Annotated in this window: 23 protein-coding genes; 18 read left to right on the top strand and 5 right to left on the bottom strand. The window is 65.7% G+C overall.

Going from position 1 to position 23,639, the window contains the following annotated elements; translation table 11 throughout:
* Positions 1-45 precede the first annotated feature (45 nt).
* From PJB24_RS07405 to PJB24_RS07385, 5 genes are all read left to right on the top strand, one after another.
* A complete protein-coding gene (locus PJB24_RS07405; protein ID WP_273844333.1) occupies positions 46-849 on the top strand; it encodes an ABC transporter ATP-binding protein in 804 nt (267 codons plus the stop codon).
* Complete coding sequence (locus tag PJB24_RS07400) at positions 846-1,583, top strand: ABC transporter permease (protein ID WP_273844331.1); 738 nt, start codon at positions 846-848, stop codon at positions 1,581-1,583. Before PJB24_RS07405 ends, PJB24_RS07400 begins: the two co-directional genes overlap by 4 nt.
* Before the next feature lie 236 nt (positions 1,584-1,819).
* Positions 1,820-4,126 (top strand): universal stress protein, encoded by a 2,307-nt coding sequence (locus PJB24_RS07395; protein WP_273844330.1) that lies wholly within the window; start codon positions 1,820-1,822, stop codon positions 4,124-4,126.
* An 82-nt stretch (positions 4,127-4,208) separates the two neighbouring features.
* Entirely contained in the window at positions 4,209-4,478 is a 270-nt protein-coding gene (locus PJB24_RS07390) for a 2Fe-2S iron-sulfur cluster-binding protein (protein WP_273842796.1), read from the top strand.
* Positions 4,479-4,613: 135 nt separating this feature from the next.
* Entirely contained in the window at positions 4,614-6,548 is a 1,935-nt protein-coding gene (locus PJB24_RS07385; RefSeq protein ID WP_273844327.1) for a putative bifunctional diguanylate cyclase/phosphodiesterase, read from the top strand.
* Here PJB24_RS07385 and PJB24_RS07380 read toward each other — a convergent pair.
* Positions 6,476-7,504, bottom strand: a complete 1,029-nt coding sequence (locus tag PJB24_RS07380; protein WP_273844326.1) for a terpene synthase family protein — start codon at positions 7,502-7,504, stop codon at positions 6,476-6,478. The two genes, PJB24_RS07385 and PJB24_RS07380, sit on opposite strands and share 73 nt — an antisense overlap.
* Before the next feature lie 153 nt (positions 7,505-7,657).
* Here PJB24_RS07380 and PJB24_RS07375 point away from each other — a divergent pair, with 153 nt between their 5' ends.
* The 5 genes from PJB24_RS07375 (at position 7,658) to PJB24_RS07355 (ending at position 11,768) form a co-directional block, all read left to right on the top strand.
* Complete coding sequence (locus PJB24_RS07375; RefSeq protein WP_273844324.1) at positions 7,658-8,335, top strand: response regulator transcription factor; 678 nt, start codon at positions 7,658-7,660, stop codon at positions 8,333-8,335.
* Positions 8,336-8,338: 3 nt separating this feature from the next.
* Positions 8,339-9,763 carry a sensor histidine kinase gene (locus PJB24_RS07370; RefSeq protein WP_273844322.1) on the top strand — a complete coding sequence of 475 codons (1,425 nt, stop codon included), beginning with the start codon at positions 8,339-8,341 and terminating at the stop codon, positions 9,761-9,763.
* 197 nt (positions 9,764-9,960) lie between these two features.
* Positions 9,961-10,302 carry a hypothetical protein gene (locus PJB24_RS07365; RefSeq protein WP_273844319.1) on the top strand — a complete coding sequence of 114 codons (342 nt, stop codon included), beginning with the start codon at positions 9,961-9,963 and terminating at the stop codon, positions 10,300-10,302.
* 51 nt (positions 10,303-10,353) lie between these two features.
* Positions 10,354-10,575, top strand: coding sequence for a hypothetical protein (locus PJB24_RS07360; RefSeq protein WP_273844316.1), 222 nt, complete (start codon positions 10,354-10,356; stop codon positions 10,573-10,575).
* Positions 10,576-10,637: 62 nt separating this feature from the next.
* On the top strand, positions 10,638-11,768 hold the full coding sequence (locus PJB24_RS07355; protein ID WP_273844313.1) for a sulfotransferase family protein: 1,131 nt from the start codon (positions 10,638-10,640) through the stop codon (positions 11,766-11,768).
* Between the two features lie 72 nt (positions 11,769-11,840).
* Here PJB24_RS07355 and PJB24_RS07350 read toward each other — a convergent pair whose 3' ends face one another.
* Positions 11,841-12,278 carry a PIN domain-containing protein gene (locus PJB24_RS07350; protein ID WP_273844312.1) on the bottom strand — a complete coding sequence of 146 codons (438 nt, stop codon included), beginning with the start codon at positions 12,276-12,278 and terminating at the stop codon, positions 11,841-11,843.
* Between the two features lie 6 nt (positions 12,279-12,284).
* On the bottom strand, positions 12,285-12,530 hold the full coding sequence (locus PJB24_RS07345; protein ID WP_273844310.1) for a hypothetical protein: 246 nt from the start codon (positions 12,528-12,530) through the stop codon (positions 12,285-12,287).
* A gap of 211 nt (positions 12,531-12,741) precedes the next feature.
* On the opposite strand from PJB24_RS07345, the gene PJB24_RS07340 reads away from it, so the two are divergent.
* Positions 12,742-14,820: a glycosyltransferase family 39 protein gene (locus tag PJB24_RS07340; protein ID WP_273844308.1), complete on the top strand. Its 2,079-nt coding sequence runs from the start codon at positions 12,742-12,744 to the stop codon at positions 14,818-14,820.
* 254 nt (positions 14,821-15,074) lie between these two features.
* A complete protein-coding gene (locus PJB24_RS07335; protein ID WP_273844306.1) occupies positions 15,075-16,430 on the top strand; it encodes an arylsulfotransferase family protein in 1,356 nt (451 codons plus the stop codon).
* A 239-nt stretch (positions 16,431-16,669) separates the two neighbouring features.
* On the opposite strand, the gene PJB24_RS07330 is transcribed toward PJB24_RS07335, so the two are convergent.
* On the bottom strand, positions 16,670-17,596 hold the full coding sequence (locus PJB24_RS07330; RefSeq protein WP_273844304.1) for a hypothetical protein: 927 nt from the start codon (positions 17,594-17,596) through the stop codon (positions 16,670-16,672).
* 74 nt (positions 17,597-17,670) lie between these two features.
* Here PJB24_RS07330 and PJB24_RS07325 point away from each other — a divergent pair, with 74 nt between their 5' ends.
* Genes PJB24_RS07325 through PJB24_RS07300 form a run of 6 tightly spaced genes read left to right on the top strand, consistent with a single transcriptional unit; the run spans position 17,671 to position 23,282 of the window.
* Complete coding sequence (locus tag PJB24_RS07325; protein WP_273844302.1) at positions 17,671-18,480, top strand: sulfotransferase; 810 nt, start codon at positions 17,671-17,673, stop codon at positions 18,478-18,480.
* On the top strand, positions 18,467-18,904 hold the full coding sequence (locus PJB24_RS07320; protein WP_273844300.1) for a hypothetical protein: 438 nt from the start codon (positions 18,467-18,469) through the stop codon (positions 18,902-18,904). The genes PJB24_RS07325 and PJB24_RS07320 overlap by 14 nt, the downstream gene beginning before the upstream one ends.
* Positions 18,901-20,088, top strand: a complete 1,188-nt coding sequence (locus tag PJB24_RS07315) for a class I SAM-dependent methyltransferase (RefSeq protein WP_273844298.1) — start codon at positions 18,901-18,903, stop codon at positions 20,086-20,088. The genes PJB24_RS07320 and PJB24_RS07315 overlap by 4 nt, the downstream gene beginning before the upstream one ends.
* A gap of 11 nt (positions 20,089-20,099) precedes the next feature.
* A complete protein-coding gene (locus tag PJB24_RS07310) occupies positions 20,100-21,239 on the top strand; it encodes a glycosyltransferase (RefSeq protein WP_273844294.1) in 1,140 nt (379 codons plus the stop codon).
* Between the two features lies 1 nt (position 21,240).
* Positions 21,241-22,248, top strand: a complete 1,008-nt coding sequence (locus PJB24_RS07305; RefSeq protein WP_273844293.1) for a glycosyltransferase — start codon at positions 21,241-21,243, stop codon at positions 22,246-22,248.
* A complete protein-coding gene (locus PJB24_RS07300; RefSeq protein ID WP_273844291.1) occupies positions 22,245-23,282 on the top strand; it encodes a sulfotransferase family protein in 1,038 nt (345 codons plus the stop codon). The genes PJB24_RS07305 and PJB24_RS07300 overlap by 4 nt, the downstream gene beginning before the upstream one ends.
* Before the next feature lie 6 nt (positions 23,283-23,288).
* Here PJB24_RS07300 and PJB24_RS07295 read toward each other — a convergent pair whose 3' ends face one another.
* Complete coding sequence (locus PJB24_RS07295) at positions 23,289-23,510, bottom strand: hypothetical protein (protein ID WP_273844289.1); 222 nt, start codon at positions 23,508-23,510, stop codon at positions 23,289-23,291.
* Positions 23,511-23,639 lie beyond the last annotated feature (129 nt).

Genomic DNA, 23,639 nt, shown 5'->3' with positions numbered 1-23,639 from the left:
GATGGAAGCCTAGAGGTAGAGAGGCTCGAGAAACGCTACGGAAAGGTGGAGGCGCTGCGGGGTGTGGACCTCTCGGTGCGTAAAGGGGAGGTCTTCGGGCTCGTTGGGTCGAACGGGGCCGGGAAGACCACTCTCATAAAGACGCTGGTGGGGGCGCTGCGCCCCAGCGGGGGCCGGGCGCGGGTGCTCGGGCTCGACCCGCTGGAGGAAAGAGGAGAGTTGAGGCGCAGAATCGGGTACATGCCGCAGGCCCCCGTGCTCTACGACGATCTGCCGGCCCAGGAGAACGTCGAGTTCTTCGGTGCGGCCCACTGTATTTCGGGCCTGCGGGAGCGGGCGCGGGAGGCGCTCCGGTTCGTCGAGCTGGAGGAGCGGGCGAAGGATCCCGTGCACACCCTCTCCGGCGGCATGAAGAACCGGGTCTCGCTCGCGTGTGCGCTCGTCCACGAGCCCGAGATGCTCTTCCTGGACGAGCCCACCGCCGGGGTGGACCCGCAGCTCAGAAGCCGGTTCTGGGAGCAGTTCCGGCAGCTCGCCGGGGGCGGAGCCACGCTGTTCATCAGCACTCATCTCATGGAGGAGGCCGTGCTCTGCGACCGCATCGCGATCCTGCACCAGGGGTGCGTCATCGCCGCCGACAGCCCGCGGCGACTCCTCCAGCGGGGGAAGACCCGCCTCGTCGTCGAGTGGGACGGAAGAAGAGAAGAGCGCCTCATCGGCGGGCGGCCCGAGGATCTCGCGCAGGCGCTGAAGGCCTACGGGCTCGCGCGGGAGATAAGCGCCCTCAGCGTGGAGGCCGACTCGCTCGAGACGGTCGTGCTCTCGATCATCGGGGAGGAGGAGAGATGAGACGCACCCTCGCCGTCGGCGGGCGGGTCGTCAGGCAGCTTTTGCGCAACACCCGCTTCCTCGGCCTCTCCATCGTCGCGCCGCTCGTCATCGTGTACTTCCTCAAGATCTTCTTCGATACCTTCCCGGAGGGCTTCGACACCGATCGCTACGCCGTCCCGGCGGCGGCCTTCATCGTCCACTTCATGGCTTTTCTGCTGTGCGCCATCGCGCTCGTGCAGGAGCGGACGGCGGGCACGATGGAGCGTATGTTCGTGAACGGTTTCAGGCGTGCCGAGATCATCGGCGGGTATGTGCTCGGGTACCTGGGGCTCGCGACGTTGCAGGCCGCCGTCGCGCTCGCGGAGGTGCTGTGGCTCTTCAAGCTCGACTACGACGCCGGCGTGCTGGCGTCGCTGTTCGCGGTCGTTTGGCTGCTCGCGATAGCGTCCATCATGCTCGGTATCTTCGTCTCCACCTTCGCCCGCAGGGAGGGACAGGTCTTCCCGTTCGTGCCCCTTATCATACTGCCCTCCGTCTTCCTCTCGGGCTTTCTGGTGGACGTGGACAGGTTGCCGGAGTGGGCGGAGTGGCTCGGGCACGCCTTCCCGATGCTCTACGCCAACGAGGTCATCCAGGAGGTGATAAAACCCGGCGGAGAGCTGGGGGACGTGTGGACCAACCTCGCCATCCTGATCGGCTACGGCGTCGCTCTCCTCGTGCTCGCCTCCCGGACTCTTCGGGAGATGGAGTGAGGCGGTGATGGACCCCTCACCCGGCGCGTGATATTCCGCCAGTGCGCGGGTAGAATCGGGAGGATGGAAGATGTCACCGCAGGACGATGTCAGGGATTGCTACTGGCGTGTTGTGAACGCTTTCATTTGCGAGGGCGGGGTGTAAGGGATAGATTGCGGGGATGTAGAGAGGAAAGCCGCCTTGGCGTGATCGACGTCGGTTCTCGCGTCCTGGAAAGCTAGGGAGCAGGGGTTCTATGTACAAGGAGATCTACATTCCGGTAGACAACTCGGACTACTCCAACCAGGCGTGCGTCATCGGGGTGGAGGTGGCGCGCCGTTTCGGCGGGCGGGTCGCCGGCTGCCACGCCTACGCCGCCAGGATGCACGACGTGCGCTTCAGGCAGATGGAGAGCGGGCTCCCGGAGGAGTTCCGCGACGAGGACGAGATGAAGCGCCAGCGCAAGATCCACGATCAGCTCATCACCAAGGGGCTGGAGATCATAACCGACTCCTACATCGACGTGCTGGAGCCTTTGTGCGAGCGGTACGGGGTGGAGCTCGTGCGGCGCTCGCTGGAGGGCAAGAACTTCAAGGTCATCGTCGAGGACGTCAACTCCGGCGACTACGACCTGGTGGTGATGGGCGCGATGGGCATGGCCGCCGTCAAGGACACCGTCCTCGGTTCGGTGACCGAGCGGGTGGTCAGGCGTCTGAAGAAGGCGGATTGTCTGATCGTCAAGGACCTCGACCGCAACCCCTTCGAGCACATCGTGGTCACGATAGACGGCTCGGCGAAGTCGCTCGGGGGCCTCAAGAGAGCGATAGACCTGGCGCGGGCCTTCGACGGGGAGGTCGAGGCGATAGCCGTATTCGACCCCTACTTCCACTACGCGATGTTCCACTCCATCGCGGGTGTGCTCTCGACCAAGGCGCAGAAGGTCTTCCGCTTCAAGGAGCAGGAGAAACTGCACGAGGAGATCATCGACTCCGGGCTCGCCAAGATCTACACGGCCCATCTGGAGGTCGCCCGCAAGATAGCCGCCGACGAGGGCGTGGACCTCAAGACGACGCTCCTTGCGGGCAAGCCCTTCGAGCAGACGCTCAAGTACGTCAAGGAAGTCAACCCGACGCTGGTCGTGATGGGGCGCATCGGCTACCACTCCGACGAGGACATGGATATCGGGTCCAACTCGGAGAACATGATGCGCTACCTGCCGACCAACGTGCTGGTGGGCAACTACGAGTACCAGGCGCCGGACCTCTACACCGCCGCCGAGCACATGACCTGGACCAAAGAGGCGCTGGCCCGGATGGACCGGGTGCCGGGCTTCGTCGTCGGGATGGCGACCGGCGCCGTCCTGCGCTACGCGATCGAGAAGGGCTACACGGTCATCACCGAGAGCGTCATAGACGAGGTGATAGAGAACATCCTCCCGCCGGGGGCGATGGAGAGCATGCACGCCATCGGCGACCAGATCCGCGAGCGAGAGGCCGCGGGCGAGGAGGCCCCGATAGACTCCCTCTTCCAGGACTTCGACGAGCGCACGAAGCAGAACGGCTCCTCCTCGAACGGTCACGGGAAGAACGGCTCCTCCGAGAAGGAGGAGATCCTCTCCTCCGGCCGCGGCGGCTTCGGCAAGGCCGAGGATCAGGGGGACCTCGTCGGGGTCTCCGAGGAGGTACAGGAGGAGATCCGGCGGGCCGCGCAGGGCAAGGACCGCTACGAGTGCGACGTTTGCCACTACATCGCGAAGGGCAAGCCCGCCCGCTGCCCGGTCTGCGGGTCCGATCCGACCCACTTCCACCCGGTCGACGCCGAGATCGCGCGGGCCGCGGAGGGTGAGAACCTCAACCGCTCCGGGGTCTACGACGGGCGCGAGCTGCACTGGACCGACGACGCCAAGGCCTTCCTCGATTCTCTGGAGGAGTGGCAGGAGAAGCGCCGGGTCAAGGCCCGGGTGGAGAAGAGCGCGCTCAAGAAGGGCTACACCACGGTAACCCGCGAGTACGCCGAGCAGTGCTACCGGGAGGAGACCGGGCGCGAGGCACCCGAGCTGAAGGCGAGCGGCTGCCCGGTGCACCACGCCAGGGAGAAGGTCGAGCGCGAGAGCGGCGGGAAGTGTCCGATCGACCACCGGGCCTTCAAGGAGGCCGGGAAGCTGGTCCCGGAGGGCGGCTCGAAGGAGTTCACCTGGACCGAAGAGGCCGTCGAGCGCCTGGAGCGGGCGCCTAAGGGCTTCATGCGCAACATTTCGCGCAACATGACCGAGAAGCTCGCCCGCGAACGCGGCACGAACCACATAGACCTCGCGCTGGTCGAGGACGCGCTCTCCGGGGCCCGGAACACGATGGAGGACGTGATCACGGGCAAGATCTCCATCGCCGAGCTCGCCCGCGACACCGGCGAGAAGATAGAGGCTCCGGACGGCGGAGCGCCGCACCCGGTCGCGACCGTGACCATGGTCTGCACCGTCTGCGGCGAGGAGATGGAGGGTGTCGCGCCGCCCGAGGAGTGCCCGGTCTGCGGCGCGCCGCCGGAGGACTTCGAAGAGAAGAGCTGAAGACGGTTTTCAGATCTGTAGGCGGGAGCCCCGGTCTTGCTCTCCGATTCGGGCCGGGGCTTCCGTGTGAGGAAGAAGCGCGATGGCGAAGACGCACAGGGTAACCTTCAAGAAGAGCGGCATCACCATAGAGTGCTCCGAGGATGAGTACATCCTCGAGAAGGCCGAGGAGAACGGGTTAGACCTCCCCTACGACTGCCGCAGCGGTACCTGCACCACCTGCATGCAGATGTGCCTCGAGGGAGAGATAGACCAGGATCTTGCGTTTGCGATCTCCGACGAGGAGCTTGCGGAGGGATATCGTCTGATCTGCATCGGCAGCCCCCTCTCCGACGTCGTGCTCGACGCCTGAGATAGGCCAGGGGAGATGTTCGGGAGGCGGGGGGGCGTGGGGCCGCGCCCGGATTTCCTGCGGGGGGTGGGGATGCAACGAGTGTGGTCACGAGGTCGCGGACTAAAGAGGAACGCTCCTCCCACCGATAACTCTATGGTGATCACGGCCAGTTCTACGAACAGGAAGGAGCCGCGCCGGGGAGCCGGGGTGAAATCCCCGGACGTATGGCTGGAGGAAATCCCCGGTCAGAGACACCAGATGGGGCAGTTCCTCAAGTGGCTCATGCCGCTCGTCCTCGGGTTCGGTCTGCTGGAGGCCGGGGCCTCCGCCGCCTTCCGGGATCCCGGTTCCGGCGTCGCCGGTCTCACCCTGTTCGCCTACGGCGCCTCGCTCGAGGTCGCCCGCCGGTGGTCCGGGAGGATGGAACGGGCCAACGCCGCCATCGCGATCATCTGCTGCGGGTTTCTCCTGGCCTGCATCGTAGTCGCCCTCGCGCAGCCCTTCCTCATAACCGTCATCATCCTCGCCCCGCTGCTCGCCGTCGGTGTGGCGTTACCCTATGCGAGCGGAAAGATGCTGCGCCGTCTGCTCGTAGTAGCATGGCTGGTGGCGGTGATCATCGCCGTCCTGAGCGAGATCTCACCCTCAGATTCCCGGCTCCCCGGATGGTACGCCGCGCCTTTCCACGTGGCATGCCTCGCCGCCGCGGTCGCGGTCGTGTTGCTTTTGCTCTGGCAGTTCAGGAGCCGGCTGGTCGGGGCGCTGGTGCAGGCCCGGCTGGCCGAGGAGAGGGCGCTCTACGACGCCACGCACGATTCACTCACCGGCCTGCCCAACCGGGCTCTGTTCATGGAGAGGCTCAGGCAGGCGCTCGAGCGGGCGCGCGAGGCCGGAGGGAGACCGTTCGCGGTGCTCTTCCTCGATCTCGACCGCTTCAAGAACGTCAACGACTCACTCGGGCACGTGGTGGGTGACGGAATGCTCGTCGAGATAGCGAAGAGGCTCAGGGCCTGTGTTCGCGTGGAGGACACCGTCGCCCGGCTCGGCGGGGACGAGTTCACCGTGCTGCTCGCGAGCGCCGGAGATCTCGGGGAGGTTCTCGAGGTGGCGGAGAGATTGCAGCGGGCGCTGGCCTCCCCCTTCTACGTGCGAGGGCACGAACTCTACACCTCGGCGAGTATCGGGATCATCCCGGATTCGCGGGGTTACGAAAGGCCGGAGGACCTGCTGCGCGATGCGGACACGGCGATGTATCAGGCGAAGAGGGAGGGACGGGCCCGCTACGAGGTCTTCACGGGGGAGATGCGCCGGCGCGTGCTCGAGACCCTCCGGCTCGAGAACGACCTCAGGCGGGCGGTGGAGAGGGGGGAGTTCTACGTCCGCTACCAGCCGATAGTCTCGCTCAGGAGCGGTGCGGTGGTCGGCTTCGAAGCGCTCGCCAGGTGGGAGCACCCCGACCGAGGGGAGATCCCCCCGGCAAAGTTCATCCCGCTCGCGGAGGAAACCGGACTCATCTCCAGGATCAACCGGCGCGTGCTGCGGGAGGCGTGCCGGAGTGCGAAGGTTTGGCAGGAGAGGTTTCCGGAGCACAGGCCGCTCACCGTGAGCGTGAATCTCTCCCCCGTGCAGCTCTCGCAGCCCTCCCTCGCCGACCAGGTGGCGGAGGCTCTCGCCGAGAGCGGGCTGGAGGGGCGACACCTGCGTCTGGAGGTGACCGAGAGCGCTATAATGCTCGGCGCCGAGCCTGCCACGCGCGCCCTGCGCGAGCTGGGGATCAGGATCCACATAGACGATTTCGGCACCGGGTATTCCTCGCTCGGGGTGCTGCAGCGCCTTCCGGCCGACGCGCTGAAGATAGACCGGGCCTTCGTGGAGAACGTGTGCTCGGCTGACGGTGCGCAGATCGTGCAGACCGTGACCACGCTCGCGCACAGTCTGGGGATGGACGTGATCGCGGAGGGGGTCGAGACCGACGAGCAGCTGGAGAGGCTACGCCGGGCCGGCTGCGACTACGCTCAGGGATTCTTGTTCTCCAGGCCGGTTGATGCCCGGGATGCCGGGGAGATCATAGCCTCCTCGCTGCGGTAGCGCTCGGAGCCGAGCGACCAGTCGAGGACGCCGCGCATGCGGGCCTCGAGCGAGAGTACGTAGTGTCCGAGGATCTCGTCTACCGCCGGGCCGAAGGTGGGCAGGGTGCGCGAGGTCTCGACGAAGGATGCCACCTCCGCGTCGTGCATCCGGGCCGCCTCCCATAGAGCCTGCTGCAGTGAGAGGCGCCGCTCGGCGCAGAGCACCGGGATCAGGTTGTTGACCTCGCCGGCGGCGAGCTCCTTCTTCAGGGAGATGATATCGTTGGCCCAGCAGGTGACGTTGTGCGAGGCCGAGGTGAGCCGCCTCACCGCCGCGTGCTCGCGCACCTCTGAAGGGAGATGGAGGCCGCGGACGATCTCGACGAGCTCTGTGACGATCGAGAGCCCGCCGGTGAGCGGGCGCATCCTGACGTACGCCTCGAGGGAGGGAGCTGTTCCCCTGGCCCGGTTCGACGCCTCCCAGAGCGTCGCCTCGAGATGCTCCCTCACGGCCCGGACCAGCCGCCGCATCCAGACGCCGGGCAGGGAATTGGCGCGCAGGTAGCCGAGGGTTCTCTCTCGCAGGTCGCGCAGGGCGTGGGCGAGCGGCTCGTCTTCCTCTCCGGGCTCGACGCCTTCGAGCACGTCGAGCAACCGGCCGTCCGCCGCCGAAAGGCCGCGCGGATCCCGGCCTGCGGGCGAGGCGTCCCCCTTGTCGTCGCGCAGGAAGAGCCAGGCGTACCAGTCGGAGATGAACCGGAGATCCTCGGCGGAGAGGTCGGGATGGTTGCGGGCGGCGAGGTATCCGAGCCCGGTGGCGTCGAAGAGAGCCAGAGATTTCTCGTCCGGCAGCAGCCCGAACGTCCTCACCCACCCCGAAGTACCGTGCTGGGCGACGCTGGCATGTTCGTTCATCCTGGGTGGGAAGGGGTAGTCGAGGGATGGTGTGTCGAGCACTACCTTTCCTGCCTCCATAGCTTCTCCTTTGCCGCGGAACGATTCCCGGGGAAGCATGTTCACACCTCGTTGCATCGCCCGCAAGAACCGCCCGCGGCGACCTCTCATCTTCTCCTCAGCCGGCGTCGCGAGAATATAGAATCGCACTCGGCGAGGCGAGGAGGTCATGCGATGAAACCCGGCACCAGGATACTCATAGTCGAGGACGACCGCTCCATCTCCCGCTTCCTGGAGCTGGAGCTCGAGCACCGGGGGTTCTCGGTGAGGTGTGTCTACGACGGGCCCTCGGCGCTCGAGGCGCTGGAGGGCTTCCGGCCCGAGATCGTAGTGCTGGACATCATGCTGCCCGGCCTCGACGGGGTGGGTGTCTTGAAGCGCATCAGGGAGCGCGGGGAGAAGCTGCCCGTCATCATGCTCACCGCCCGCGACAGCACCCAGGACAAGGTGCACAGCCTCGATTACGGGGCGGACGACTACCTGACGAAACCCTTCGAGGTGGAGGAGCTGCTGGCGAGGATGCGGGCTTTGTTGAGGCGGGTGGAAGGTGAGGAGGTCTTGCGGGTAGGAGACCTCGAGATAAACCGCTCCACGCGGGAGGTGAGGCGGGGGGAGAGGAAGATAGACCTCACGGCGCGGGAGTACGAGCTGCTCGAGTTCATGGCGCAGAACCCGAGGCGGGTACTCTCGCGGGATCTGCTGCTCTCGCGGGTGTGGGAGCAGGACTTCGCGCTCTCGACGAATGTGGTCGACGTGTACGTGGGATATCTGAGGCGGAAGGTAGACGTGGAGGGGGAGAAGAAGCTGATCCACACCATAAGGGGCGTGGGGTACGCGCTGCGGGAGGAGTAGGCCTTGCCGATCCGGTGGCGTCTGACGCTCTTCAACGCGCTGGCGATCGGTGTGATCCTGCTCGTGCTCGGCTTCGGCTTGTACGTCCTGGTGCGCGACACGCTGCTCTCCAACACCGAGAATACGGTCCGGCAGGCGGCGGTCTCGGTGGCGGAGACCATCCGCTCGGGAGGCACCCTGGAGGAGAGCAACCGCGAGAGGCTCACCCTGGAGGGGGTCTTCGTCGTGGTGCGCGACGGACAGGGCAGGGTGGTCGGCGAGACGCTCCGGGTCGGTGTCCAGGGAGGCGCGCAGGATGGCGTCTGGCGCCGGGCGGCGAGGAGCGGGAACCCGGCCTCGGGCACCGCGAACCTCTCCAACCAGGCCCCGGACTACGTCTACGCCGTCCCGGTGCGGCTGAAGGGCAGCGGTGCTCTGCGCATCGTCGAGGCGGGCAAGCCCTACCAGGGTGCGCAGGAGACGCTGGAGGACTTCTCCGCGGTGCTCGCCGCCGGGATCGGGGCGGCCTTCCTGCTCTCGATCGCCGGCGCGTACATCCTGGCCCGCGCCGCGCTCAAGCCGGTCGACAGGGTCGTGGTCGCCGCCCGCGAGATGGGGGAGGGGGATCTCGCCAAGAGGCTGCCGGTGGCGAACCCCAAGGACGAGATAGGGCGTCTCACCACCACGATAAACGCCCTGCTCGCCCGGCTGGAGGCCGCGTTCGCCCGCCGGGAAGAGGCCCTCGCCCGCCAGCGGCGCTTCGCCGCCGACGCGAGCCACGAGCTCAGGACTCCCCTCACCTCCATAAGCGGCTACGCCCGGATGCTCGACGAGTGGGCGCTCAAGGACCCCGAGACCGCGCGGGAGGCGGTGCGCGCGATCCGCGAGGAGTCCGGCAGGATGCGCTCGCTCGTCGAGTCGCTGCTCGCCCTCACCCGCGGCGACGAGGGTGCTCCACTCAACCTCGGGCGGCACGACCTCGCCTCCATCGCCTCCGAAGCCGCCGACGCCGCCCGCGCCTCGGCGCAGGGCAAGGTGGAGGTCGAGTTTCGTCCCCCGCAGGGACCGGTCGAGGCGAACTGCGACCGGGAGCTTATCCTGCAGGCCGCCTCCATCCTGCTCGACAACGCGGTCAAGTACACCCCGAAAGGCGGCCGGATCTCCGTGGAGGTGGGCTGCCTGGGTGGATCCCCCTTCCTCTCCGTCACGGATACCGGCATCGGCATCCCCGAGGACGAGCTGCCCATGATCTTCGAGCGCTTCCACCGGGTGGACCCCTCGCGCGGCGCCGGAGGGGCCGGGCTCGGCCTCTCCATAGCCCGGCAGATCGCCGAGACCCACGGCGGCACCATAGAGGTGGAGAGCCGGGTCGGCGAAGGCTCCACCTTCACCCTCCTGCTCCCCAAAAACCTCCCTTCAGGTGGCGGAACGCGGGCCGATCTTCTCTGAGACGTTAGTCTCGAAAGATTCTTACGGACTATTCATCCAGCTCTCACCCTCTGCTCAGCACCCTCTCATCCCCCGGGCGAATACTTGAGCGTACACGACAGCAGAGAAAGGAGAGGAAGATGTAAAGAGGATGTTCAGAAGCGGTACACGGCACGAAACCCTGAGAACCACCAGGAATACAAGGAGGGTAACGAACAGTGGACAGAAAGAAGCTCCTTGCGGCGATGGCCGTACCGGCGGTACTGGCGCTCGGTGGGGGCACCGCCCTCGCCCAGGCCACCCACAACACCAGCGCCGCTTCCAGCGGCCAGGTCTCCGCGGCCCAGCAGCAGGCTCACCAGGAGAACACCAAGACCGACCCCGACAACGTGCAGCAGGGTGACCAGAGCGCTCCGGATGGGATAGAGCATGCCGGGGAGAAGGCCGGATCCGGTGAGGTGAAGGGGCCCGACAGGGACAACCTGCAGCAGGGACCCGGGCAGCAGCTCCAGCAGGGTGACCAGAGTGCTCCTGATACCGCCGGAAGCAGCGGAAAGTAAGACCTCTATCCCGGTGGCCCCGGAGACCCGGGGCCATCGCTTGTCTGCTCGATGGATCGCTACCGGGACCTGGAGTACAATCTGCGGCGCTTCGGGTGGCGCAGGGCCCACCGGGCCGTTCTCGCGGAGGGGCCGCTGAGCAACCGCTGGCTCGACCGCGGGAGAAGCGAAGTCCGCCTGACGCGCCGGGGGCTCGAGGTGCGCTTCGAGAGCGCCGTGCAGACTATAAGCTGGAGAGAGCCCAAGGAGATGATTGAAGCCCGCCGCTCGTGAGGCGGGGAAACCCGGCCGTCCTGGCTTAGAATACCCGCATGCCGTATCGCTCGCCGCGGAGGATGGCTCCGGACACGTACGAGAGGTTGGAAAGGCTGGCCAGACGGGCGCTGAGGGACCCGGCCGGCTTCGTGCGCGGTCTCGTTCCGGGGGCGCGGGCTCGCCGGGAGATCTCGACCCGCGACGCCCGCATCGCTGCGCTCGAGGAGGAGCTGCGGAGATGCGGGCTGCGGCCGCCGGAGGCTGCCTCGCCCGTCTTCTTCGTCGTCGGGTTCATGCGCTCGGGGACGACCTGGCTGATGCGGATGCTCGACGCCCACCCCGAGGTCCTCTGCCGGGGCGAGGGGCGCATCTTCGGCGCGGGATGGAAGCGCAAAGCCTTGAAGAAGAACGACGTCGACCGCCCGGCGAGCTCGCTCTACGAGGCTCTGCTCGACGCGGAGTACCTGAGGCTCTGGGTCGAACGTTCCGTCTGGAGCCGCGACGGAGATCCGCGGGAACACATCGAAGCCATGACCCGCATGGCCGCGGGCTACTTCATGACGCGGGAGCTCTTGAAGAGCGGCAAGCGCCTCGTCGGCGACAAGTCCCCGCTCCTCAACGACCGGATGGTGCGTGAGATCTCGCGCATCTACCCCGAGGCGCGGGTGATCCACATAATCAGGGACGGACGCGACGTCGCCGTCTCAGCCGCCTTCCACCTCTGGAACTTCGGCAACGTGAAGGAGGGGACGGAGATCGCCGAAAAGCGCGCCGCCTACCGCGCCGACCCGGAGGGCTTCGTCCGCTCCGGCAGGAGCATCTTCACCGGGGACCAGCTCCGAACCCTCGCCTCCGACTGGTCCTCCTACACGGGCGGCGCGGCGCAGGATGGTCCAGCCCTGCTCGGGGACCGCTACATGGAGGTGCGCTACGAGGACCTCGTCGCAGACCCCGAACGGCACATGCGAAACATCTTCTCCTTCCTCGGTGCCGTCTCCGACGAAGAGACAGTCGCCGGGTGCGTCCGCTCGCAGAGCTTCGAGCGTCTCTCCGGCGGTCGCGGGCGCGGCGAGGAGGATGCCTCCTCGTTCTTCCGCAAGGGCGTGGCGGGCGACTGGCGGAGGCTCTTCACTACGAAGGATCGTGAGATCTTCGAGGAGACGGCCGGCGAGACCCTCGCCCGGCTCGGCTACGAGCGAAACAGTAGCTGATGAGCCGGGTAAGCCGACTACTTGCCGGGTTCATGGTCCCGGTCCTGCGTGAGAAAAGCAGGAATCCTCGGGCTAAGATAAACCATGGCGTTGCAGCCAGGTGATCATGGTGTCTGCCGTCCACGTTGCAACCCCGCAGCCGAAGAAATCTCTATCCTCGGTGAGGATGGCTGCTTCGAGTGAAAGAGCGAGCGCGACCACCTGCCAGTCTTTCTCATCCCGTGGTAACCTGGACAGCGCTTCGCCCTTCGAACCTTCGTAGACCTCTTCTGGTACCTCCGTGACGCTGTGTTCCTTAACACGCAGGGCAGCGTCCCAAAAGCGCGCGGCAACCGGAGCGGGAAGCCCCCGGGATACCCGGACTTCGAGCCGCCTGGATACCTCATGCCGGGTCTCCTCCCACATCCGGGTGGGTACGTACAGATCGAGATTGGAGTTGGCGAGTAGTTCCAGTCCTCGTTCTCGAAGCAGCTCCGCGACGAGCGTGCTGGCGTCTATGACCAGGCGCAAGCTGCCCTAACTGCCCGGGCTTTCATGCTCGCGGGGCACCAGCTCCCGAACGAGTTCTTCTTCCGAGAGGCCGCTCTCGCGCCGCAGTTCTGCCAGACTTTCGCTCAGGTCGCGCAGAGCAGCGCGCAGCTCCTCCGTATCGTTCTTCTGCTTCACCGGGAAGTAGAAACCAATTACGCGGCCGTGCCTCCGTACGGCCAGAGGCTCGCCACTGGACAGGTAGCTGGAGGCGTGATCCCTGAACTCTCTCACTCCTACTTCTCTCACTAAACTCCTCGCATGGGGAAGATCTGACCAGAGTGTGGCCACATTGTGCCACAAAATATGCCGGTGGTCCACGATAGGTAGTTCTCACCTCGGACCCGGCTACGAGCGGTTCTGAGAGGCATTGATGCCTCGCACGGCTCTTTTCTATACTTCCCGATAATCCGAGGAGATCGCCGCTCTGATCCGGGCCGGGGGGATGAGGCGTACGGACGGGAAGCTTTCGGCAAAAGCTCTATCAGGAAAGGTCACACGCCGGTTCGGGTGGACCGATCTCGCGCTCCTGCCCATCGTCTTGTTCCTCTCGACCCCTCCCCTCGTATGGTTCAGGTACGAGTGGGTTCTGACCCAGGATGCGGAACAATATCTCCTCGCCGGGTGGCATCTGGTCTCCGGCCGGGGCTACACCCTCATCAACGGGGCACCCTTCATCAAGAGAGGCCCCCTGTTCCCGGGCCTGCTGGGCGGGCTGATGACGTTCCTGGGACGGGATACCGGAACCCTGGCGCTCACCGTGCGTCTCCTGGCGCTGCTCAACCCCCTCCTCGCCTATCTGCTGGTCAGGCGGCTCGCGTCCCCCATCGCCGCGCTCGTCGCCGCCGCGGCCGTCACGCTCCTCGGGTACACCGCGATGAACACGCAGGCCCTCAACATAGACGCGGTGCTCCTGACCGCCTACCTCCTTTCTTTGCTGGCGTTGATGTACGCCCTCCGGCGGAACACCCGTCTGTCGGCTTTCCTGTCCGGGGTGGCGCTCGGCGCCGCCATACTCGTCAAAGAGACCGCGCTCGTAAACCTTCCTCTGGCGCTGCTGGCGGTGCTTTTCTTCGGCTGGGGGTTGCGAAGGGCCTTCCTGCACTACCTCGGGGTGGTTCTGACCTGCCTGCCGTGGTGGGCCTGGGTTTGCGCCGCCAGCGGCCAGATATACCTGGTGGGGCGGCTCTCTCCCGATCTGCAGCGCCCGATGGCCCTGGGCGCGGCGGCGGCGGTCGTCGTGCTCGTCGGGGTATCCGTTTTTTCCGGTGCCTTCGACCGGTTTCTCGCCGGCGGTCGCAGGCGATCCTGGACCGGCTGGAGCATTCTCGCTGTGTGGCCCGTGGTCGTCTTCTTGCTGCTGTCGAAGACCGGGGGCTCGGTGTTTCCGGAAGCATCGCTCGCCGCCCTGAGAGATTATTTCGCGAGTCACCTCGCGCCCTACATCGCGCTGTGGCCTCTCATGCCGGTGGCGGCTGGCTACGCCGTCTGGAGGGCCGTGAAGGGGGGCCAGATGTGGCGCGTGTTCTCCATCTCTCTGTTGTTCCAGGCTCCCATAGTCCTGTTCGTGACCCTGGAAGGATGGAACCAGAGGCAGTTTCTCATCCCGCAGACCCTCTTGCTCTGCGCGCTCGCCGTACTCGTGACGGACGTCTTCGCCATCGTGGCACGAGATGTGAAGGTGAGGCGTTTCCCTGATTGGATCGCCGCCGTCTCGGCGTTGATCCTGGGTGTATACCCGCTGGTGGTCGCCACGGAAGAAGTCCACAACCTGCTCTACGATCACCCCGTCAGGCCCTCCGGAGGCGGCAGGACCGTCGTGGAGGCCACGAACATGGTGCGCTGGATGGAGAGGGAGGTGCCTCCGGGGAGCATGGTGGTCACCATGCCGTTTCATGCGTCGTACCTCGTTTTCAAGGACGGCGGGCGCCACCGCTGGACGACTCTGGGGCTCGATCAATCCCCTCCGATCACCAACCCCACGGCTGCCAAGGGATACTCCGAGGACGTGGATACCGGCACCATCTACCAGACCCCGCCGCGGGCCCTCTGGGTGATGATGAGCAGTGATGAATCGAACTGCACGGTGCTCTCTTATTCCATACCACACATAATGTCTCAGTTGAGGAGGGAAAACGCCCGCTATCTGATGGTTGCCGGCGATCCCAGACTTACCGGGCTTATGGTGTCTTCTGACGGGCTGGTGGAGAGCCGGCTCTTCGTGAGGCTACACCAGGAAGGAAGGGATCAGGGAAACGCTGGTTTTGCGTTGCTGGAGCGCACCGGTGACCCTCCGAGGCCCGTTCCGACCTGGATGGGGGCGAGGACGATCCTGGGGCTCGTACGATGCGAGCGGGACCGTGGACCGGGGTACGAACGGAGGATAACTTCGAAGTTTCCTCAAGGGATCGTGCTCGTCCCCGAAAAGGCGCAGCCGGGGCTCGACGCCAGGGCGCGCGAGGTGCTCGAGCGGATCTACCGGGGACGAAACACTACCCCGGGATACCAGCAATCCGGGCCCTGAGCCCGGGAGATCAGGATTGGCTATAGGGCTCATCTGATGGGCCCGGGGAGGGGGAGATCTTGAACGCGAAGAGGTACAGTAGACGCAGGTTTATCGGGGCGGTTGGTGCGGGAATCGCGGGGATGTCGTTTCTGTGGCTCTCCGGGTGTGGGACCGATGATGCACGGCTGCATGGCGGCAGGACGAGACGCGGGCGCACCTCTGTTGCCGGTAGTGTACGGTCCGCGGGACACGATGTGCGAGAAGGTTCCGCCGTGCGCAGGTTCCTATCGCGTCCGGATTTTGCTCCTCCTTCCATCGAAGTGTCGCTCGATGCAGACGATGATTCGGAGGGTTACATATTCATCGCCCCGAAGAAGGGACCCGGGCAGTACGGTCCCATGATCGTCGACGATCGTGGGGAGCTAATATGGTTTTGTCCTCTGAAAGGCGAGAAGGAGTATGCCACGGACTTCAAGGTCCAGGAGTATCGTGGCAGACCCGTCCTTACCTGGTGGGAGGGGCGGTTGGTCTTTCATAATGGTGCGGGCGAGTACGTAATCCTCGACGATAACTACCAGCAGGTAAAGAGGGTCAGGGCGGGTAACGGCTACGAGGGGGATTTACACGAATTTCTCATAACGCCGCAGGATACCGCATTGTTTACCATATATGGCCCGGTTCATGCGGATCTCTCTGCGGTCGGCGGTTCGGCTCGGGGGACGGTACTGGATGGGATCGCCCAGGAGGTGGACATCCAGAGCGGCGAGGTAATCTTCGAGTGGCACAGCCTCGATCATGTCGGCCTCGAGGAATCTTACCTGCGACCCTCCCGGAGTTTCTCTGTCCCCTACGACTACTTTCATATCAACTCCATAGACGTAGACCAGGACGGTAATCTTCTGATCTCTGCCCGCAACACTTGGACCGTCTACAAGGTGGACCGTAACAGCGGAGAGATCATGTGGCGCCTGGGGGGAAAGAAGAGCGACTTCGAGATGGGAGCCGGCACCAGGACCGCCTACCAGCATGATGCCAGGCGTCAGCCGGATGGAACGCTCACCATCTTCGACAACGGAGCGAATCCGAAGGTGCACGCCATGTCACGCGGGATCGTTCTGGGATTGGACGAACAGAAGATGAGAGCAGAGCTGGTACGCGAATACACTCATCCCGGAAAGAGGCTGCTCGCTGCCAACCAGGGAAACCTGCAGGTACTCCCTGATGGCAACGTGTTCATCGGGTGGGGAAGCGAGCGGATGTTCTCCGAATACACCCGAAAAGGAAAGATGTTCCTGGATGCCACGCTGCCTCCCGGGGACGACTCCTACAGGGCCTTCCGGTTTCCCTGGAAGGGGCGGCCGAAGGAAGCTCCTTCTGTAGTGGTCAGGCCTTCATCTGGAGGCGAAAAGGTGGTCTACGCGAGCTGGAATGGGGCGACCGAACTGGCCGGATGGCGGGTGCTGGCCGGCCCTGGGCCGTCCGGGTTGAGACCCATTGGTTTCGTCCGGCGTAGCGGTTTCGAGACCAAGATTGCCGTCGATACCGGAGAGCATTACATCTCCTTGCAGGCTCTGGATGGATCCGGGCGGGTGATCGGCACGTCGGGTAAACTCGCGCTGAGATCTTGACGCGAACCCGGCTGGCACGTCCGAAGGTGTGCCCGCGGAGTATGGTCGTTTGATGAATAAGCGTGAGCGATGGTTGTGGAGCCTGCTCCTTCCTGCCTTTGGTCAGCTTTTTGTTGGGTGAGATCCTGCTAAGCCCGCCGCGTAGATGGAAAAGGGGTGATTGTAGTCGTTCGTGAGCGCTGACGCGTAGCCCGAGGTGTACTCTGTCTCCTCTCTGACGGCTGCCTCTTCCTCGAACTTCACGTCCACGAGGCTGCGTGCCGGCCTGCCCGACCGGGCGTCACGGTACCCTCGGGTCCAGGGGTCTTCCTGCAGACGGGTGAGAAGATCCCTGACCTCCCGCGTGCTGTAAAAACACCAGAACGGAGCATCTTCGAGGTCGAGCAGCATTCGTCCCAGCTCGAGTGCATCCTTGCGGGCCAGTGTGTAGTGATTGCAACCTCTGATCTGGAGATCCTCTCGCAATGTCTCTGCCTGCGGCACCAGGCCGGAGAGCTCGCGCCCCCGGAAGTAATCAGATCCTCGTAGCGGAGGATGTGCTCCTTCGGCAGACACGAGACGAACCGTTTGAAGAACCACCCGAGAAGGACCACCTGTCTCTCGTGGCGATCTTCTATGCCGGAGAGCCTCTGAGCGAGGAGGGGGTCATGGCGCTCGGCGCCGAAAGAGTGCCCTTCACGCACCGGGTGGTTTACGCTGTTCCAGGAGGCGAGCGTCGCCAGGGGGTTGCGCACGATGGTGTAACAGGGAAAGCTTTTTCTGATCAGCGGCAGGAGCGCCGGCAGGGTGCCTATATCCTTCACGACCAGATGATATCCTTCACCGAGCCTTTCACGGTCCACCGGGATCTCGGACCACTCTTCCCCGGAGAGCTGTCGCCTGACGCCTCCCTCCCGGATACTTCGCTCGTAGGGATCGGACGGAATCGCCCCGGCGCTTTGCTTGGTGAAGACGACGCCGCGTTCGTCGACCGTCCGGCGTGATCTTTTGAAGAGGTGTTCCAGACGACGGGCCGCGAGGGCGGGTCCCTCGTCCTCAGATAGAAAACGTGCCGGACGTATCGGCTCGTGCAGGGCGAGTACGCCGGGCAACCGGTTCAGAAGCCAGCAACACAGCGTGGTCCCGCTTCGCGGTGCTCCGACGAGAACGAGGTTTTGCTGATTCATAGTGGAAGAACATTATCAAAACGTCATGATTTTGTTAGGGTACGTAATGATGGAAATCGAAAAGAAAAGGGCCGTTGAGTAAACAACTGATCATCGCGGGCTTCCATCGCAGCGGGACTTCGCTGACGGCGCAGCTTCTGCACCGGGCGGGTCTCTTCCTGGGCTACGAGATGCTCGAAGCCAACCCTTCGAACCCTTACGGCCACTTCGAGGACCGGGAGGTCGTCGATCTGCACCAGCAGATCCTCGGCGACAACGATCTCACCTGGCAGGTCGCCGGGCCGTTGCTCCCGGTGGTCGGAGAGGTCCGCTGGCGGCGGCTGCGCGAGATCGCCGAGCGCCGCAACGCGGAGCACCGGCTGTGGGGTTTCAAGGACCCGCGGGTCTGCCACTTCCTCGGGCTCTGGAAGTACGTCCTGCCCGACGCGAAGGTGCTCGTCGTCTACCGGCACTTCGCCGACTCGACCTACTCGCTCGCCCGGCGCCACGCGCAGAACCTCTTCGACGGCGAGGGACCCGCGGAGTTGCACCGCAGGTTCTGGAGTGAGCCGGACCTCGCGCTCAGGATGTGGCTCGCGGGCAACGAGGCGCTGCTCGCGTTCGCCCGCACCCACCCGCAGGACACGATGGTCGTCTCGATGCGGATGCTGCAGGACGGCTTTCCCCTGATCCGGGCGCTGGAGCGGCGCTGGGGCCTCGGGCTCCCGGACGTGCCCGTCGGCGAGGTCTTCGACACGGGCGCCACGACCGGACGCCCGGGCAGGCAGCCGGTCTCCGACCGCAGGCTCATCGGGCGGGTGCGTGCCGTCTGGCGGGAGCTGGAGGCCCTGAGCAGGAGGACGGAAGCGATGCTTCTTGGGGAGATGAGAGATGCCCGACGATGAGTTCTATACCCCGACCAATCTGGACAGGCTCCGGATGGAGAACGAGCTTCTCGCCTTCGAAGTCCGCTACCTGAAGGCGAGGCTGAACAGCGGTGGATGGGGGACGGCCGGCACCCCGTCCTCCGTCTCGCTCAGCCGCCTCTCGCAGCTCGAGGCCGCGGAGACCGACCTCAGGCTGCTGCTGCGTAAGATGGCGTCGAGCCCTTTCGCTCCGGCACTCAGGCTCAACGGCAACTTCAGGACGCTGGAAGATCGTTATCTCAGATCCCCTCACCCGGGGGGATCCTCGCCCCGGCGGGTCGCCTACCTGGAGGGGGCCGAGCGGGACCTGAAGCTGCTGCTGCGGAGGATGGCCTCCAGCCCCCTCGCTCCCGCCCTGCGCCGCAACAGGAACTTCCGCACCCTGGAAGAGCGTTACCTGTGAGCGGTCCGGTGCAGGAGGCCGGGAAGCGGGGTGCGGCGCTCGGGCGGCCGGTGGCGGTCTACGCCGGGCGCTACCGGGACCGGGTGGAAGGAGCCGGGCTCCCCGAGGGCTGCGAGGTGTTGGGGGAGTGGGACGTGCTCCCGCACCGCCTCTCGGGGGTTTTGCGCCGCGCCGGAGCCCTGGTCCTCCTCGACCTGCTCTCCTTCCCCTACGAGGCGATGTCCCGCGGACGGTGGGACGTGCCAGTGGCCGCGGTGCTGCCTCAGGAGCACGACGAGGAGTTCCTCGTGAGCGTGCTGGAAAAACCGCTCTTCGAGCGGCTCGGGTTCTTCGACCTCGTCGCGACCGCCGACGATGCGCTCTGGGAAGCCCTCGGCGTGCGCTACGGGTGGGCGGCCTGCCAGCGGATACGGCCTGCGAGCGAGGACCCGGCGGGTGTTGCCCGGGAGGTTTGCGGGGTGCTGCTGTCCGAGGAGGGGGCGGAGCTTCCTTCCGGCAGAGGGTCTTACGAGGCGCGGGAGTACTGGCGCAGGCGGGGGGAGAGGTTCGCGCGGGAGGCTCCCCACCGGGCCATCTGCAGCGCCGCGCACGGCCGGGCCTTCAACAAGGCCATCCACGGGGTGCAGGCCGCCGCCCTAGAGCCGCAGCTCGCGGCGGTCCGCTCCGCGCGGGCGGAGGATCTGCCGCTGGAGGTGCTCGAGGTCGGCTGCGGGGTCGGGCGGTGGGCGGCGAGCCTGGGCCGGCTCGGGGCCCGCTATACGGGGCTGGACGTGAGCGAGGCGATGGTCGGGGCGGCGGGGGAGAACTTCCCGTGGGCGCGCTTCGAGGTGCTGGAAGACGATCTCGAAATCCCCTTCGAGGACGAGAGCTTCGACCTGGCGTTCACCGTCACCGTGCTGCACCACAATCCCACGGAGATCAAACGGAGGCTGCTCTCGGAGATGTGGCGGGTGGTGCGCCCGGGGGGGAGGCTCGCCTTTCTGGAGGACTTCGTCGGGGTGAGGCGCTCGGATGACGAGACCGTCTACCCGATGTCCGTCTCCGCGTTCGTCGAGCTCCTCGTCGGGGTGAGCGGGGGGGAGGCGACGCTGGAGCACTTCGAGTCCGTGAAGTACCCGCACGACGACTTCCACCGGGGCGGGCTCATGGTCGTCTCCAGGCTGGGGGTGCCGCGGCGATGGTGAGGAGAGTCTTCGTGATCTCGAACGACATCGTGCCGGCCCAGGAGATGCCGGTCGCCGCCCCGGGGTTGAGGGCGTTCGGGCTCGCCGAGGGGCTGCGGGCGCACGGCTTCGAGGTGAAGACCGTACTGACGCGGGGGTTCGCCGAGCGGCAGTGGTTCAGGTTCGGGAGCGCCGTCCCTCATCCCACCGCGCCGGATACCGTGGTGGTGGCCGCCCGGAGGCTCGCGGGGTTCCTGGAGGCCAACTCCCCGGCGGTTGCGATCATGATCAACTCGAACCAGGCCGACCACCTGCGCCCCGTCGAAGGCGTGCGCTACGTGCTGGATTTCTTCGCCCCCAAGATGCTCGAGACGCTCTACCAGCGAGGCGAGGAGTACCCGGCCGGGGAGCTCGAACTCCTTCGGGAGCGCAAGCTGCGCGCGATCCGGCTCGCCGACGCCTTCATCGTCAACGGCGAGAAGAAGGTGCCCTACTTCCTGGCCTGGCTCCTGCAGGCCGGACGCGACGTAAGGCACCTGCCGTTCGAGGTGGTGAACATGTGCGTCCCGCTCGCCTTCGGGGGTGGGGAGCCGGAGATGCGCGAGGGGGTGCGGTTCGCGATCGCGGGCTACCTGCAGCAGTGGGGCACGCTCGGGGCGTGGGTCGGGGAGCTGGAGGGACGGCTCGACCGTCCGGGGGTGAGTCTTGATCTCCTCACTCCCTGGCACTGGGGCGGGAACGTCGAGCGTGCACACGCCTCCAAGGGAGACCTGGATCGCATCGCCGCCCATCCTTCGGTCACGGCGCACGGACAGATGCGCTTCTCGGACTTCAGGAGGTTCCTCGCCGGGGTAGACGTCGCGGTCGACCTCTTCGAGCACAACCTGGAGCGGGAGTACGCGATGGTGACCCGCTCGGTGGTGGCGCTCGCGTGCGGGGTGCCGGTCGTTCATCCACCCTTCACGGAGGTCTCGCGCATGATCTCACGCTACGACGCCGGATGGCTCGTCGACCCGGCGAGACCGCGGGAGGTCGGGAGGGTCTTCGATGAGATCATCGCGAACCCGGAGGAGGTCTACCGCAAGAAGAAGAACGCCCGCACGCTAGCGCGGGAGATGGTCGATCCGGAGGTCGCGGTGGAGCCGCTGGCGCGCATCCTGGAGGGGCTCTAGCGTGGCTGGAAGAGGGCGCAGGATCTACTTTCTCACCCCCACCTTCACCCCGGTGGGTGGGGTGGTGAAGATCTTCGACTACGTAAACCACGCGCTCTCTTTGGGCTACGAGCCGGTCGTCTGCTGCCCGGAGACCTACAAGCCCACGATGCCCCTCTTCCGCAACGAGCGGTTCTCCGGCATCTCGCCGGAGAACGGCATCAGGTTCACCGACCTGGAGAAGGCGGCCGTCGGGCCCTTCGAGCTGGCGTTCGTCTCCTGGCCAGAGCATTACGAGATCGTCGAGCGGAGGATGAGCCGCTGGACGCTGCACGAGCAGGTGATCTGCATCGTGCAGAACGTCCGCTGGGCCAATCCTAAGTTCACGGGGGGATACGCCCTGAGGCTCCTCACCCGCCCGATGGCCCGCATCATGACCAACGAGGTGGTGCTGGAGGCGGTAAAGCCATACCTGAACACCTCGTCGCTCAACGAGGTGATCCCGCTGGGGCACGACGTCGGGTTCTTCCACCGGGAGCGCTCCGGGGGGTTGGGTTCCCCGGTGCGGGTCGGATATACGACATGGAAGTCCGACGTCGGGGACAGGGTGGCGGGGATCCTGGACGGGCGTGGCTTCGAGTTCCGGGCCGTCCGCGACCCGGTCGGCTGGGACGAGCTCAGGGACCTCTACCACTGGGCGGACGTGTTCCTGGCGACCCCGCTCGCCGAGGAGGGGTTCTACATGCCGGGGCTCGAGGCGATGGCCGCGGGCGCGATACTGCTCACGCCCGACGCCGGGGGGAACCTGGCCTACTGCCGCTTCGGCGAGAACTGCCTCGAGGTCGCCCTCGACGACGAGAAGAGCTACGTGCGGGCGCTCGAAGCCCTGCGCCGCATGAGCCTTGAGGAGCTGGAGCGGTTGCGGCAGAATGGGTACGCCACGGCGGCGAGGCACACCCTGGAGCAGGAGCGGGAGGGGTTTGCGCGTTTCATGGAGCATCTGGAGGAGAGGCTGAAGCGAGCCGGGTGAGATCTATACGAAGGGGGAAGGCGGCAGGGTTGTTTCCGGATTTTCTATGCATAGGGGCGCAGAAGGCGGGCACGACGTGGCTGGACCGCAACCTGCGGGCACACCCGCAGGTCTGGCTTCCCCCGATCAAAGAGCTCCACTACTTCGACGTAAGGATGGGTGATCCACGGCACGTGGTACCTTTCCTGATGCAGAAGTTTTTCGGGGATCGTCCGGAGGACGCCAGGTGGCGCAGGCAGGTGCGGGCGCGGGCCCTGCGGCACCGGAGAAAATTCAGGCTGCAAAACGTTCTCTGGGAGGTCAACTACTACTTCAGGCCCCCCGGCGACGGGTGGTACGCCTCGCTCTTCGAGCCGGGGCGGACGAAGATCACCGGGGATATCACGCCGGGGTACGCCATCCTCAGGCCGTACATGATCTCGCGCGTCCACCGGCTGATGCCGGAAGCGAAGATCATCTACATGATGCGCAACCCCATAGAGCGGGCCTGGTCGCACGCGATGATGAGCTTCGACAAGGGAGAGCGCGGCCGGACGGACCCGGGAAGAGACGAGGATGTGCTCGCCGAGTTCCGGCGCAGGGACTCCCGGCTGCAGACGGATTACCTGGGGGTGCTCGAGAACTGGGGGGAGTACTACCCGCCGGAGCGGATCTTCGTCGGCTTCCTCGAAGACGTCCACTTCCATCCCGAACGCCTGATGCGGGAGGTGTACGCCTTCCTGGGGGTGGACCCCGATGCAGGCTTCAGGGTCAGGAAGGAGAAGATCCACACCCGCTCCTCCGAAGCTATGCCCACCCGCATGGCGGTGCACCTGGCGAAGACCTACCGCGGCCTGATCGAACGTCTCGACGAACGCTTCGGCGGGTACGCCTCCTTCTGGCGCTACTGCGCCGAGAGGCTCATAGAGAGTCCCCCCGAGGGGGAGACGATCACCTACCCGCTGTACGAGTCCGTGTTGTGGGAGGAGTGGCCGGGGAAGAACGCCTTTCAGAGCGGGACCCTCTCCGGCGTCTCCCGCCAGAGGCACGGGTGAGCGCCGTCACCTCTCGTCGTCCGTCAGGGCCACGAGCGCGAGGATGAGGGAGCCGAAGAGGACGGCGCCAGCCTGCACGAGTAGCCCGGCTCCTCCAGGGCTCCAGAGCGTGTTGGGGGGGAAGGGCAGGGGGGGCTCGCCGGAATCCAGCATGGTAGCCGAGACGTAGGCCGCCAGCAGCAGGACCCCTACCGCGGCTATGGCTGCCGCGTAACGGTGGTTTCGCAAGGGCGGTCGCTCACCTCCATGTACTCTGGTCGTATACCATGCCTGAACGGGTACGGCGCACTCCACCGCGAGGTTGCGTGGCGGCGCGGCCGCCGGGGATTCTAGCAGTTTATGTGGATGGGTTTCCCC

It is taken from the genome of Rubrobacter calidifluminis, from assembly GCF_028617075.1.
Classification (GTDB): domain Bacteria; phylum Actinomycetota; class Rubrobacteria; order Rubrobacterales; family Rubrobacteraceae; genus Rubrobacter_E; species Rubrobacter_E calidifluminis.
Note: the sequence above shows the minus strand (reverse complement) of the source record. Positions and strands in the feature narration are given on the sequence as shown.

Excerpts from the sequence above, each read along its gene's own strand:
- PJB24_RS07360 (WP_273844316.1), top strand. The coding sequence starts at position 10,354 with ATGGATCGCTACCGGGACCTGGAGTACAATCTGCGGCGCTTCGGGTGG.
- PJB24_RS07400 (WP_273844331.1), top strand. The coding sequence starts at position 846 with ATGAGACGCACCCTCGCCGTCGGCGGGCGGGTCGTCAGGCAGCTTTTG.
- PJB24_RS07340 (WP_273844308.1), top strand. The coding sequence starts at position 12,742 with ATGAGGCGTACGGACGGGAAGCTTTCGGCAAAAGCTCTATCAGGAAAG.
- PJB24_RS07355 (WP_273844313.1), top strand. The coding sequence starts at position 10,638 with ATGGCTCCGGACACGTACGAGAGGTTGGAAAGGCTGGCCAGACGGGCG.
- PJB24_RS07390 (WP_273842796.1), top strand. The coding sequence starts at position 4,209 with ATGGCGAAGACGCACAGGGTAACCTTCAAGAAGAGCGGCATCACCATA.
- PJB24_RS07395 (WP_273844330.1), top strand. The coding sequence starts at position 1,820 with ATGTACAAGGAGATCTACATTCCGGTAGACAACTCGGACTACTCCAAC.
- PJB24_RS07330 (WP_273844304.1), bottom strand. The coding sequence starts at position 17,596 with ATGAATCAGCAAAACCTCGTTCTCGTCGGAGCACCGCGAAGCGGGACC.
- PJB24_RS07380 (WP_273844326.1), bottom strand. The coding sequence starts at position 7,504 with ATGGAGGCAGGAAAGGTAGTGCTCGACACACCATCCCTCGACTACCCC.
- PJB24_RS07375 (WP_273844324.1), top strand. The coding sequence starts at position 7,658 with ATGAAACCCGGCACCAGGATACTCATAGTCGAGGACGACCGCTCCATC.
- PJB24_RS07320 (WP_273844300.1), top strand. The coding sequence starts at position 18,467 with ATGCCCGACGATGAGTTCTATACCCCGACCAATCTGGACAGGCTCCGG.
- PJB24_RS07385 (WP_273844327.1), top strand. The coding sequence starts at position 4,614 with ATGGTGATCACGGCCAGTTCTACGAACAGGAAGGAGCCGCGCCGGGGA.